Here is a 14313-nt window from a genome sequence, read left to right as displayed (position 1 = left end):
ACATGACTTAACATGAAGATACGTACTCTTGAATTGTAAAACTAAGGTTAATCTTACTGCAAAGTAGGATAGATTCATTTAGCTTATGCGATTGTAAGCACGATTTTAGCGTTTAACTTTCATTGACCAATTTTCGAGAATCGTTACTATTCGCGTTTATTTCGCAATTTGTGAGCGCTGTTTTGAAACTTTGGGTACGACGACTGCACCTTCTATTAGCGCTGGTATGTGGGTTATTTATTATTTGCCTTAGCATCACCGGTGCATTGCTAATTTATGCAAAAGATATCCAAACCTTTGTCCAACCAGAGAAGTGGACCATAGAATCTCACGAATCGCCCTTACCCCTTTCTTACATAGTGAATGCGCTGGAAGACGAGACGGGTCAGAAAGTCGAGCTTTTAATGCCCGAGTCAGACCCTGAGCTCGCTTGGCAAGGGAAGCTCAACAATGGCGAATACGTAAGCGTAAACCCCAACTCTGCCGAAATACTTCATAGATACGATTATTACAGCACGTTTTATGGGTTCACCATGGCTATCCATCGATGGCTGTTGTATCAAGATGGTGACAACGAAAGGCCACTTAGAAATTGGGTGTCTGTTAGTGCCTTAGTTCTACTTCTTGAAGTAATTGTGGGTTTTTACCTTTGGGTAAAGCCAAAAAATAGAATAAAACGCCTTGCGATTAAACGCCGCGCCAAGTTTCGAATTCTCATGTATCAACTTCATACAGTGCTGGGCGTTTATTTGGCTATACCACTAATACTCATCGCTTTTAGTGGCATGGCGTTTAATTGGAAAAGCGCTACGCAGCAGGTGGTGGAAACCGTTACTTTTTCAAAAGTTGAGAAAAGGCCAGTACCTGAACCGTTATCCCACGATGCTAGTAGTGCTTCAGTGGCTATCGATACATCTTATCAAAACGCCATAGCGGTGTTTCCCAATGCGTCACTATTTCGCATTTACTTCCCAAAAAATTCAGGCGAACACATAGGTTTCAGAATGCAAAACCCCGGCGAGTCCCACGCCTACAGCTGGGTTTGGACAAACCCTCAAAATGGAGAAATAACGGGTTATTACGATGCATCAAAAGCGAACGTAGCGACGCAGGTTTGGAACTTCAAATACAAGTTTCACATTGGTGATTTCGCGGGCCCATTGCTTGAATTTATCTGGTTATTAATCGCATTACTCCCTGCGTTTTTTACGATAACAGGGTTTTACTTTTGGTGTAAACGCCACTTTAGATAATGAGAATAATTTTCATTATCTTTACATTGTTCTTCTACACCTTTAGTATAACGCGCCTTTCGTAACCTTATTTTCTTAAAAGAGTTTTCATGTTTAGACCATCGCTTACGCTCATTGCCTTAGCCGTTAGTGCGCCTTCTTTTGCTAATGATGCCCTAAAGGATATGGAACGTATTATCGTTTCTGGAAGCCGTGTTATTGAAAGTATTGATGAAGTACCAGCGTCAATCACCGTTATTTCAAGAAAGCAGATTGAAGATCACCTGAAGGTAAATCCCGAGTTACAGAGCTTGTTAGCGCAGATGGTGCCGGGCTTAGCTCCAGATACAGGTAGTTCGAGCAATACTGGCCAGTCTTTGCGCGGACGAGCTCCGCTTGTGATGATTGACGGTGTGCCTCAGTCCACGCCGCTTAGAAATGGCTCGTTAGGTGTGAAAACGATTGACCCTAGCGCGCTTGCTAGAATTGAAGTAATTAAGGGCGCTACGTCTGTTTATGGCAATGGAGCGTCAGGCGGTATTATCAACTACATTACAAAACAAGCAACAGCGCAAGACACGCATGAGGGCCAAGTGAGTTTGTCTTCACGTTTTAGCGCAGTGAAACTTGAAGAGTCAGCCGGTGCGCGTATTTCAGCTGCGATTAACGGCAAGGTGGAGAATTTCGATTACCTTGTTACCGCCAGTTACGAGGAAAACGGCGTTCAGCGCGATGCAGAAGGCGACATCTTAGGTTTGCAGTACGGCCTGTCAGACGCTGAAACACAGAATTACTTTACCAAATTAGGTTACGATTTCGATCAAGAGAAACGCCTTCAATTTAGCTACAACTACTTTAGCTCTCAACAAAAAACTGATTTGGGAGATGTTCCCGGAGACATCAACGAAGGCGTGAAAACCTACGCTATTCACGTACCTGAAGCGTTGCAAAAACGCGGGAAACCTCAGGGGCCTGATGGAAATGAGAACATCACCCTGAAATACACAGACAGTAATATCTTTGCAAACAGTGAAATGACGCTTGATGTGTACTCGCAAGATATTGAGAACGTATTCTTCTTTTCGCCTAACTTAGCGAACCCCGATGAAGGCTACGACGGCGGCCAGTCTATTATTCGCTCTGAAAAGCGCGGCGCTCGCGCGACGTTTAATACTGCCATTGATTTCGATGGCGTAGAAGCCACGTTTATCTATGGTATCGACGCGCTAAAAGACACTACCTCACAGCCGCTGGTTGATGGGCGCGTGTGGGTTCCTGAAATGGAAATGGACAGCTTAGCTGGCTTTTTACAAACAAAGTGGGTAATTCAAGACGACGTTATTGTAAAGGCAGGTGTGAGAAGGGAAAGTATCGATTTATCGGTTGATGACTACGAAACACTGAAGCTGTGTCGCTCTGAAACTCAATGCTCTGTTCCTCTTCAAGTTAAGGGGGACACCATAGATTACGACGCAACCACTTATAACATTGCGATAAAGTATAACTGGAGCGACAGCTTTAGCCCGTTCTTCAATTATTCGCAAGGTTCAGATATCGCTGACATTGGCCGCCTACTGCGCGCTGCAACGGTAGATGATATTGGTCTTATTCAAACGGAAGCTTCTATCATCGATAACTACGAAGTGGGCTTCACCTCTCTTTTCGACCAGGTACGCCTTGAAGTTGCGGCTTACAGAAGTACATCTGAACTCGGTACGACCAATAGTTTCAACGAGGTGACTGGTGTGTATGAGCCTGTTCGCGCACCGCAGGAAATTTGGGGTTATGAAGGCTTAGTAGACTATCGAATCTCTGAAACGCTCAATGTGATAGCCACATATAGTTACGTTGAAGGGAAAAATACCGAAGCTGATGTGTACCTTGGCTCTCGCCAAATTAGTCCACCCAAAGCAACGGCAAACGTAAACTGGAAGCCATCAGACACTTTATCGTTAACAGTTAGCTATCTGTATGTGGGTGATCGTAAACGCTTCTCGCCAAATGCTGACGGCGACTATGTGGGCGATCAAGGACCTATATCGAGCTATAATATTGTTAACCTAAGTGGACAGTACCAGTTCGCTGAAAACTGGAACGCGTTTATGGGTGTCGAAAACCTGTTTAACAGCGACTACTATCCTGCGCGCGCTCAGTCATACACCTACGGTGGCTACAATATTAAAGGATTAGGCACCACAGCAACCCTTGGTGTGACTTACTCTTTCTAACCAATAGCACCTCGTCTAATTGTGGCGAGGTGCCTTCTCTCTACCATCACTTTCAGTGATGCTTGTCTATTACAGCAATAATCGCTAATTTCGTAACAACTCATTAACAATGAATTGTGTAGGAATTACCGTGAGCAACGCTGAACAACAATTGCATTATTCTACTTGTACGCTTTGTGAAGCAATGTGTGGTATTGAGGTAGCGACGAAAGGCCGTCAAATACTGTCAATAAAAGGGGATAAAGAAAACCCATTTAGCCAAGGTCATATCTGCCCGAAAGCGAGTGCGTTAAAAGACTTGTACGACGATCCTGACCGCTTGAAGCGCCCGGTAAAAAGGGTACGAATTGACGACGAGGCGAGTGCATCGGAAGACAGTGCCTGGGAAGAGATTACGTGGGATGAAGCCTTTGATTTGGTCGCAAGCAAGTTACACCACATCCAGCAGGCACACGGCAATAATGCGGTAGGTGTGTATTTAGGAAATCCTAATGCGCACAATATGGGCTCAATATTATTCGGACCGTATTTCTATCGTGCCCTCAAGTCGCACAACCGCTATTCCGCTACCTCAGTTGACCAGTTGCCCCATCATATTGTTAGTCGACGACTTTTTGGTCATATCTCCCAAATTCCCATTCCTGACATTGATCACACGCAGCACTTTATGATCATCGGCGGGAATCCGCTGGCCTCTAATGGCAGCATTATGACCGTGCCAAACGTGAAAAAGCGTTTAAAGGGCATTCAAAAACGTGGAGGGAAGGTCGTCGTTATCGACCCTAAACGCAGCGAAACTGCCGATATCAGCTGTGAACATCACTTTATTCGTCCAGGCAGTGACGCGCTGTTACTGCTAGCTATGCTGCATGTATTGTTTGAAAAGCAGTTATACAAGGCGGATGAAATTTTACCTTATGCCGAGGATATAAAAGCGGTCGAAAAATACGTTCGCGATTATTCACCACAAAAGGTGAGCGAGCTTACCGGTATTACAGCTTCACAAATCACTCAGCTTGTTTTGGACTTCTGCAATGCTGAGTCTGCAGTTTGTTATGGAAGGATGGGGGCTAGCGTACAAGCGTTTGGTACGCTCACTCAGTATCTAATCATGCTGTTTAATATGCTCACCGGAAACCTTGATAAGCGGGGTGGCATGATGTTTACTCAGCCAGCCGCTGACGTATTACCTGTATCAGGCAAGGGCAGCATGGGCGGATTTTCTTCTCGCGTAAGAGGGCTTCCGGCGTTTGCTGGTGAATATCCGGTAGCGTGTTTAGCCGAGGAAATCTTAACCCCGGGAGAAGAACAAATTAAGGCCATGGTAATTGGTGCAGGTAATCCAGTGGTCACTACGCCAAATGCAGAACAGCTTGATAAAGCATTTTCTCAACTCGATTTTATGGTTGCGGTGGATTTTTACGTTACCGAAACCTCCCGACATGCAGATGTGATCCTTCCTCCGGTAACCGCGCTAGAACGCGACCACTACGACATTGTTTTTCACAACTTTGCCGTGCGAAATTTCGCTAAGTATTCGGAAGCGGTGGTGGACATTGACGAAGACCAGCTTAGCGACTGGCAAATATATCTTTCGTTAGCCGAAAGGCTCGATGCGCTAAATGGAAAAAGCACCGCACACTATGCTGCGCTTTGGGACAAGCAGCCTAAAGGTGTGGTCGACGATTTGTTGCAAGCAGGTCTTTATGGTCGAGCAGCAAGTAAAAAAGAATGCACTGACGCTAACTTAAGCGAAACTCTAACCGCTATTCCGGAAGGCGGGTTGTCGATTGATACGCTTAAAGCACACCCACACGGTATCGACTTGGGGCCGCTACAGCCGTCTTTGCCTCATGCCTTGTTCCATGAAGATAAGAAGATTCACTTAGATTTTGATTACTTCATGGCTGATTTAGACAGGGTTAACACGCATTTTTTTGGAAAAGCGAACCATGGTACGCCGCAAAATCAGCCCGTTGTTTTGATAGGGCGCCGACATATTAAAACTAATAATTCGTGGCTGCATAACAGCCCTCGTATGGTGAAAGGTAATAACCGCTGTACGCTGCAGCTTCACCCTGATGACGGGGCTAAATATGGCATTACAGATGGCGATGAGGTAAGTGTGAAATCGCGGGTTGGCCGGCTAACCATAGAGGCTGAAATCACAGATGCAATTATGCCCGGCGTGGTATCTATTCCCCATGGATGGGGGCACAACAAAAAAGGCATAAAGTTGTCTGTGGCAAGTCAGCACCCTGGGGTAAACACCAATATTCTTACTGACGATTTACAGGTAGACGAATTATCGGGAAATGCGGTGCTAAATGGCGTGCCCGTGGAGCTAGAAAAAGTAAGTTAAACACATAAAAAAGCCGGCATTAACTAGTAAGCTAATGCCGGCTTTTGTGAGAAAGCGCTCAATTGAGCGCGTCTACCTAGGTCATCGTAACAAACTCTTCTGCACTGGTAGGGTGAATAGCTACACACGCATCAAAGTCAGCTTTAGTCGCGCCCATTTTTATGGCAACGGCGAAGCCTTGAAGAATTTCGTCCATGCCATGACCAATACCGTGAAGGCCTACCACTTTTTCGTCTTTACCCGCGCATACCAGCTTCATCTTTGTCATTTGACGGTGGCGGGTTACCGCGGTGTACATAGACGCAAAACTAGAGGTGTACACTTTAACGTTGTCTTCACCGTATTCTTCAATAGCTTCTGGCTCTGTTAGGCCAATAGTGCCAATGGGTGGATGACTAAACACAACGGTTGGAATAAGCGAGTAATCCATGTGAGCGTCTTTTTGGCCGTTGAATAAGCGTTCGCTTAGCAAGCGACCCGCTTTAACTGCCACCGGAGTAAGCTCTGCTTCACCGGTAATATCACCAACCGCGTAGATATTCTTCGCCGTGGTGTTTTGATATTTGTCTACCTTAACCGTGCCGTTGTCGTTCAGTTCAACGTCGGTATTTTCAATATCAATTTTGTCGGTAGAGGGTTTACGGCCAATCGCCCAAATCAAGTAGTCAGCTTTTAACACTTCGCCATTGGTTAAGTGTACTGATAGCTCGCCATCTTCAGCTTTTTCCACTTTCTCTACGCTAGCATGGTCGTGCAATTTGCAACCTTCAGCGTGGATCATATCCACTAAGGTTTCGTGAATAATAGGGTCGAAATTTCTAAGCGGAGCGTGTTTGCGAACTACCAGATGCGATTCTGTGCCAAGGGCGTGAAGAACGCCGGCCAGTTCAACTCCAATGTAGCCTGCGCCAACCACGACAGCACGCTTCGGCTGCTCTTTCAAGGCAAAGAAACCATCAGAATCAATACCGTACTCAGCACCTTCAATATCTGGGATGATTGGGCGGCCGCCTACAGCAATCGTAATATGGTCAGCCGTGTACTTTTCGCCGTTGACTTCTACCGTGTTGTTATCGATAAACTTCGCGAAACCGCGAATTAAGGTAACGTCATTTGCGGTAAGAGCGCGGTCGTAAGAAGCATGAATACGCTCAATATAAGCCTGGCGGCTGGCAATTAGGCTGTCCCAGCTAAAGTGATTTACCGACAAATCGAACCCGTATTCAGGTGCATAGCGATGTATGGCTTCAGCCACCTGTGCTCCGTACCACATGGCTTTTTTAGGCACGCAGCCAACGTTCACGCAAGTACCGCCAATATCTTTCGCTTCAATGATGGCGGCCTTCTTTCCGTGTTTAGCTGCACGGTTTGCAGATGCGATACCACCGCTGCCACCGCCAATACATATATAATCAAAATGTGTCATTCAAAAAGCCTTCTTTGTCGGTTAGGCGAACGTAAACGATAAGCATAAATGCCTTCGGAAGGTTCGCACAGCAAATCATTCTCTATCGGTCTTGTCATAAAGAGTAATCAAAAGACCGAGATTTGCTTTAGGGAATTTCATTTAGTTTATCAATGGGGACAGTGCAGCCTAATTAAAAGGCTAAGACAAAGCGAAGCATATTCATGCATCGCTCATCCTGCTTTCAGCACGTAATCTTTAAAGCTTATTCACTTATAGTAGCAGAAAGCTCTTCTGGTTCTATTTGAATACTAAACGCTTTTCCACGTTCTTCTTCAAAGTGTACGAGTTTTTGAATGGTGGCATCACTAAACACATGTCCCTCGGGAAGGATAAGGATGTGACTATCGTTATACAAATTTTGGGCGAGGACCATGCCCGGCTTAAGCTGCGAGGCTTTCAATGATGTAGAAAGCAGTTTAGATGTCGTTACATCTTCTGCTTCGAGCAACAGATCCAAAAATTCACCGTCATAGCGGGTGTTTCTGTGCTTTTTCATTTCTAGTTTGGCATCGCGAGGGCTCATTTCGATACCGCTCATTCTGCCGGTTACTAAGCGCCAGTAATCTCGGGCTATGGCCAAGATACGCGCGCCAGCAGGAATTTCTTTTGCAACTTTGTTATACAAGCCTGAGCCATTATAGTGCTCGAACTGAAATTCAATAATGTCAGAAACCTGATGTAGTTCGTGAGCCGGAGCAAGTATTAACGCAGCCTGCTTGGTTTGCGATAGATAGTTTTGCTGCTGTTGATATTTAAGCTTTGAAAATGGCGCCTTAAAATCTTCGCTTTCAAGCCCTAGTAACCCAAGCTCGCAGATAAGGCCCGCATAACGCACCTGTTTGATTTCTTCTTTCTCTAACCGAGCAATACGCGCCAGTTTTGATGCCAACTCGCTAACCTCAATGGCAAACTTACCATTAATGTCAGGGTTAATGCTTATCACGTTGAACAGCACCTGCTCCATTGCAAGGTTGTGTTTTTCGATTTTATTTAGCGCCGCTTTTATTTGGCGCGTGCGCTTTTGAACCACTTGTTCTAGTGAGGCATTTACGTCGCGTAGCTTTTTATTTTGCAGTCGTGTTAGTTTTTGTAGACGAAGGTTTTCCGCCTTTAACTTAACGCGTTCTAAGCCTTCTTCTACAACAGCGATAAGCTCTTGGTTGTCCCATGGCTTTTGCAGGTAACGGTGTATCTTGCCTTGGTTTACAGCTTTAATTGTTGACTCAATGTCGGCATAGCCAGTAAGCACAACTCTAAAAGTCTCGGGATAATTGATAGCGACCTGTTCGAGTAATTCCGCACCTGACATCTGCGGCATTTTCATGTCAGAAATAACTACGTGAACATCGTGTTTACTCATTAAATCTAACGCTTTGGCACCACTATCAGCAAGCAGTAAGGTGATGTCCATAGTGAACAGCGCACGCTTGATAGCGCGAAGGATATTCGGCTCGTCGTCGACAAATAGAACCGTGTAGGTCGTGGCTTGTTCTGTAGTAGGCTCTGTCATAAATTATTATCCTTATAAGCGACGTTACAACTATTACACGCAATGCTGCTTGATAACACTATTAGTTGATTCATCCTTCGCTCTCTAATGTTTTATCTGAGTGTGAAACAAGGGGGAGCGCTAATGTAAATATGCTTCCTTCTCCCTCTTTACTGGTGGCTGAGAGCGTGCCGCCATGCTCCTGCGCAATGCCAAACGAAATTGAAAGACCTAAGCCAGTGCCTTGCCCTTCAGGTTTAGTTGTAAAAAATGGATTGAAGAGTTTGTCTAAATGACTTGATGGAATACCGCAGCCAGTGTCTTCTACACGAAGCTCGACAAACTTGCCCGCAGTACAGGTGGTAATAGTTATCTTACCGTTCTTACCCGTGCTCTCTATCGCTTGTCCCGCGTTAATGAGTAAGTTGGTAACAACTTGAGAAACCTTGCCTACATTCATGGCAACGTCAGGGACTTTGCCTAAATGCGTTTCAACAGTGCAAATATACTTTAATTGGTTGTTCACCATGGCAAGGGTAGTGCGTACACAATCATTAATGTTGTGCTGCTGCATGTGGTCACTGTCTACACGAGAGAATAGCTTTAACCCTTTTACAATTTCAGCAACCCGACTTAAACCGTCTCTCGAATCGCTGAGAAGGTCGGTGATATCTTCATTGATAAACGCCATATCCTGATTAGCTAACATTTTTTCTAGTTCTGATAAGGCAGAAGCACGCTTACCCTCGTCTTGCTCATTAAGTACCGCGTTAATTTGTGAGAATATCATTTGGTAGGTAGCAACGTACTCGCTTAAGGTGGATATGTTGCTGCTGACAAAACCGACAGGATTGTTAATTTCATGGGCGACCCCCGCTGCTAGCTGGCCAACTGACGCCATTTTCTCAGCTTGAAGTAGCTGTACCTGGGTCTCTTTTAGATCTTTATTGGCCTCTTGGAGTTGATAGTTTTTCTGATGCAGCAATGCGGTTCTATCCTGAACCTTTTCTTCAAGTAGCGTGTTAAGCTCTTTAAGCTCATCTTGCGCGTATTGACGCTGCGCATGTTCTTCTTTTAAACGTTCAACCAGTTGATTAAATGCCTCTGCCAGTTCGCTTAACTCATCAGTGCCGCGCACGGGAACAAAAACATCTTGATAGCTGTTGTTTTTTACTGCATCACCCAAACGTTTAGCGCCTTCGTGTAATTGATGAAGTTGCGACATCAGGTAAGAACCAAGTAAGTAAGAGCACAATCCAACCAAAATAAATTCTAGAAAAGCCAGTGTAACTGTCCAGTTTCTCACCCTCGATACTGATTCAGTTACTGAAGCAATGTTAAGCCCAATCTCTACATAGCCGTACAAAGTCCTGTTTACCATGATGGGGGCTCGGGTGTCGTAAATACCATCATCAGCGTCTGAAACACTTGTGTCGGCAGTAAAAGGCCGATTTAGTGCGTTGGTGTTACCCTTTTCTACGAAAACTCTACCTAATTTGTCTTTAACTTTGACGTAAGCAATATTGGGGTTGGTAAGAATTTCTGAGACGTCGGCATCTAGAGCTGCAAGGTCGTAGCTTAAAAAGGCATTTTTTGTCGTCGAAACAAAAAGGGCAACCGTGGTGTCGGCTGACTTCTTTATGTTACTGTCGACAAGGTCATTAAGTAGCTGAAACACCGTCACAATGAGCACTAGCAGCAAAAGCGCTGCTATTGATGCGATGCCTGTTATTGTTTTTATACGCAACGACAGTTTCATACGAGTCTACTCATAAATGCGGCCTCGATAGCGACGCTATTCCCAATGCTCTCACGTCGTCCCAATCACTGTCGTTTGACGCTATAAAGCCGTTAAATCCAATACCTTTTAAAATCCAAGACTTACTTGTGTCATTCGACAGAGCAAGTAATGCATTAAGAATAGCTTGTCTGTCAGCGAGTGCCATATTTGGATGGGTTGCGATAGCATGAGGCGTATAGCCTTTGCTCTTCCAAAGGACACGTAAATCTTGTTTAACGTCGTCAGGTGAACTGTTGAGCGTACGGACAATGCCACCCCCAGCATTGAAAAAGCCCCGTTGTACAGCGAGGTACACAGAGTCATGAGAATTGACGTAGCGCGGAACAAAAGCAATGCTTTTCATCCGCAAGTGAGCGCTTGTGATAATTGTGGCAGCAAACGCAGCTGGCGCTGGGAAGGCTACTTCAGTACCGCTTAAATCATCCAGAGAGCGTATGGGGCTGTCCTTATGTACAACAAGTAAGCCGCGAATTTCTTTGTCTCGTTGGCGCGCAAGCGCGCGGTAGTTTGCAGATTCATTAAAGACCACAAAGTGGTAGGGGTTCATATAGGCAATATCATATTTGCCGTCGGCGAGATTCGCCTCAAAAGTGGGAATGTCTTTTGCAGTTTTAAAATCAATCTCAAAACCGGTGTAATTGCTCACATAGTCGATTAAGGGTTGCCATGTTTCAGCCATTTTCTTGGCAGACTGCTGCGGTACAACAGCAAAAGTAAGGGGTTTAGCATTTGTCGGTAATGCGCAAACACCTACAAGCAAACTTAAAAGAGCGAATCGCGATAACCAAGCCATAATGTCACTCCCTTTAAATCGATTTACATCGACATAAACTGCTCAAGGACCATTGTTAAGTCATGATTTGAGAACGGCTTTTGTAAGGTGGCATCAGCCCCTATCTCAAGCGCGCGCTCCAAGCTAATTTCATCGAGTGCCGATATGACCACAATTTTGAGATCTTTATATTTACTCTTATCTCGCGTGAATTCGATAACGCTGTAACCGTCCATGCCTGGCATACTTAAATCGAGGGTCATTACTTTGGGCTCGTATTGGCTTAGCATAATCCCCGCTTGGAAGCCGCCTGTAGCGATATACGACTCATAACCCGCCCGTCTGGCCACGCGCTGAATAGACTTGGCAACTGGCATTTCATCGTCAACAATTAATATTGAGGGCGTGGCAATGCCTTTCAATGAATCGGGAATTGGCATGTCGTGTCGTTCAAGAAAGGCGACAAAATCTTCTACTAATACTCTGTTGTTTCCACGCCCAGGAAGTTTGAAGCCTTTCAGCTTACCGCTTTCGATCCATCGAATTACGGTGCGCAGATTTACATCGCAATACGAGGCTATTTCGCCTGAGGTCAACGTTTTCATATCTATGCCTTGTAGATTTATTAATCGAAATTATAGACGCTGAACAGCGAAGGGACAAAGTAGACAAAAGGATGAAATGTGACATTTGTGACAGCGCTTGGCGGAGGCGGCTGTGTTGTTCAGTTTTTATGAGGGGCATTAAGAAAAACGGTGCAGCGGCATTCATTGAATTCGTAAATATAGGCAATAATCATGATCCATGCACGTTAACGGCTAGTAAGTTCAAAATAGGTCAACAGTGGCTAAAACAATAGCTTGCTTTTAATCAGCGAAGCCCCATCATTATTCTATCAAAGTGTTAAGAGTGAAAAAGATTATGACAACCCCTGCAATTGAAATGGTAGATGGTCTACCAATTTTTTCTGCTATTGAACCTGCCTCTATTAAGCCTGCAATTGAAAAAGCCATTGCGGCGTGCAAAAGCGAAATAGATGAGGTCGTGGCGTCGAAAGATTACTCTTACAAAAATCTAGTGCTGCGCCTTGAAGAGGTCGATGATCGTTTAAGCAAAATGTTCTCGCCGGTTTCTCATATGAATAGCGTGGTGAGCAGCGATGAATTGCGTGAAGCTCACGATGCGTGTTTGCCATTACTATCTGAGTATGGGACTTGGGTAGGCCAGCACGAAGGCCTTTACAATGCTTATGCTTCCCTCAAAGCGTCTGACGAATTTGCGACCTTAAGCGAAGAGCAGCAGAAAGTGATAGAAAACGCCGTTCGCGATTTCACATTGTCAGGTGTAGCGCTTCCCGCAGAGCAAAAGAAGCGTTTTGCAGAGATTCAGGCAAAGCTTAGCGAGCTATCGTCAACCTTTTCCAACAATGTGATGGACGCCACTATGGGCTGGACTAAACACATTACCGATGAAGCTGAACTTGCCGGTATGCCAGAGTCAGCCCTTGAAGCAGCGGCGCAAGCTGCGCACCAAAAAGACTTACAAGGCTGGTTGTTTACGTTAGACATTCCGTCTTATTTGCCAGTCATGCTTTACGCCGATAATCGCGAACTTCGCGAAGAAATGTATCGCGCCTATGCAACAAAAGCGTCTGATCAAGGCCCTAATGCGGGTAAGTGGGATAACACCGATATAATCAAAGAAACCTTAACGCTGCGTACTGAACTGGCTGAATTGTTAGGTTTTTCAAGTTATGCAGAGCGTTCACTAGCGACTAAAATGGCAGACTCTACCGATCAGGTCATCGGTTTCTTACGTGATTTGGCGGCTAAGTCTAAGCCTCAGGCAGAGAAAGAGCTTGAAGAAGTACGAGCGTACGCGAAAGACAAGCATGGTGTCAGCGAGCTAGCGGCATGGGATTTACCGTATTACAGCGAGAAACTGAAACAGGAAAAGTACACGATTTCTGATGAAATGCTTCGGCCTTATTTCCCTGAAGATAAAGTGCTGTCTGGTTTATTCGAAGTTGTACATCGCCTGTACGGCTTAAAAATTATTGAGCAGCCTGGCATCGATACGTGGCATAGCGATGTACGTTACTTCACCATTACTGACGATGCCGATGTGATGCGCGGCAGCTTTTACCTAGACTTGTACGCACGAGCTAAAAAGCGTGGCGGCGCGTGGATGGATGAATGTCGCGTACGTCGTGAAAAAATGAATGGCGAATTGCAGCTACCCGTTGCGTACCTTACCTGTAATTTCAACGCACCTGTAGGGGATAAGCCTGCGCTATTTACCCATGATGAAGTGGTGACCATGTTTCATGAGTTTGGTCATGGGATCCATCACATGCTTACTAAAATGCGCGTAGCCGGTGTATCTGGTATTAACGGTGTGCCATGGGATGCGGTTGAACTGCCAAGTCAGTTTTTAGAAAACTGGTGCTGGGAAGAAGACGCACTTAATTTTATCTCTGGTCACTATGAAACTGGCGAACCGCTTCCTGCTGATTTACTGGAGCGTATGCTTGCTGCACGGGATTACCAGTCAGCGATGCAGATGGTACGCCAGCTTGAATTCAGTCTTTTCGATTTCTTACTGCATAGCGAAAAGGGCAGTGAGGTAGACGTACAGGGCACATTGGATAAAGTGCGTGAAGAGGTGGCCGTGGTCATCCCTCCATCGTTTAACCGTTTCCAAAACGGCTTTGGTCACATATTTGCTGGTGGATACGCAGCGGGCTATTACAGCTATAAGTGGGCAGAGGTGCTTTCTGCCGACGCGTACAGCAAGTTTGAAGAGGATGGCATCTTTAACCGCGATACGGGCAAAGCGTTCTTAGAAAACATTTTAGAAATGGGCGGTAGTAAGCCTCCTATGGACTTGTTTGTTGCTTTTAGAGGGCGCGAGCCCCAAGTTGACGCTTTGCTTCGTCACAGCGGTATTAAAGGCTAGGCA

Annotated in this window: 9 protein-coding genes; 4 read left to right on the top strand and 5 right to left on the bottom strand. The window is 45.4% G+C overall.

Annotated features, from left to right (window positions below):
- Positions 1 to 122: 122 nt before the first annotated feature.
- From MASE_RS17070 to MASE_RS17060, 3 genes are all read left to right on the top strand, one after another.
- A complete protein-coding gene (locus MASE_RS17070; RefSeq protein ID WP_014950951.1) occupies positions 123 to 1253 on the top strand; it encodes a PepSY-associated TM helix domain-containing protein in 1131 nt (376 codons plus the stop codon).
- Positions 1254 to 1342: 89 nt separating this feature from the next.
- Positions 1343 to 3460 (top strand): TonB-dependent receptor, encoded by a 2118-nt coding sequence (locus tag MASE_RS17065; RefSeq protein ID WP_014950950.1) that lies wholly within the window; start codon positions 1343 to 1345, stop codon positions 3458 to 3460.
- A 130-nt stretch (positions 3461 to 3590) separates the two neighbouring features.
- The gene (locus tag MASE_RS17060) at positions 3591 to 5822 is read left to right on the top strand and encodes a molybdopterin oxidoreductase family protein (RefSeq protein ID WP_014950949.1); all 2232 of its coding nucleotides are present in this window, start codon (positions 3591 to 3593) and stop codon (positions 5820 to 5822) included.
- Between the two features lie 76 nt (positions 5823 to 5898).
- Here the strand turns inward: MASE_RS17060 and gorA are convergent, their stop codons facing one another.
- From gorA to MASE_RS17035, 5 genes are all read right to left on the bottom strand, one after another.
- Positions 5899 to 7248, bottom strand: coding sequence for a glutathione-disulfide reductase (gorA, locus tag MASE_RS17055; protein WP_014950948.1), 1350 nt, complete (start codon positions 7246 to 7248; stop codon positions 5899 to 5901).
- Between the two features lie 244 nt (positions 7249 to 7492).
- Complete coding sequence (gene nosR, locus MASE_RS17050) at positions 7493 to 8800, bottom strand: response regulator c-di-GMP phosphodiesterase, NosR family (RefSeq protein ID WP_014950947.1); 1308 nt, start codon at positions 8798 to 8800, stop codon at positions 7493 to 7495.
- 70 nt (positions 8801 to 8870) lie between these two features.
- Positions 8871 to 10538 carry a HAMP domain-containing sensor histidine kinase gene (locus MASE_RS17045; RefSeq protein ID WP_014950946.1) on the bottom strand — a complete coding sequence of 556 codons (1668 nt, stop codon included), beginning with the start codon at positions 10536 to 10538 and terminating at the stop codon, positions 8871 to 8873.
- 10 nt (positions 10539 to 10548) lie between these two features.
- Positions 10549 to 11373, bottom strand: a complete 825-nt coding sequence (locus MASE_RS17040; protein ID WP_014950945.1) for a phosphate/phosphite/phosphonate ABC transporter substrate-binding protein — start codon at positions 11371 to 11373, stop codon at positions 10549 to 10551.
- A 23-nt stretch (positions 11374 to 11396) separates the two neighbouring features.
- A complete protein-coding gene (locus tag MASE_RS17035; RefSeq protein WP_014950944.1) occupies positions 11397 to 11957 on the bottom strand; it encodes a response regulator in 561 nt (186 codons plus the stop codon).
- Between the two features lie 316 nt (positions 11958 to 12273).
- Here MASE_RS17035 and prlC point away from each other — a divergent pair, with 316 nt between their 5' ends.
- Positions 12274 to 14310: an oligopeptidase A gene (gene prlC / locus MASE_RS17030; protein ID WP_014950943.1), complete on the top strand. Its 2037-nt coding sequence runs from the start codon at positions 12274 to 12276 to the stop codon at positions 14308 to 14310.
- Positions 14311 to 14313: the final 3 nt, after the last annotated feature.

This window comes from Alteromonas macleodii ATCC 27126, assembly GCF_000172635.2.
Lineage (GTDB): Bacteria > Pseudomonadota > Gammaproteobacteria > Enterobacterales > Alteromonadaceae > Alteromonas > Alteromonas macleodii.
Note: the sequence above shows the minus strand (reverse complement) of the source record. Positions and strands in the feature narration are given on the sequence as shown.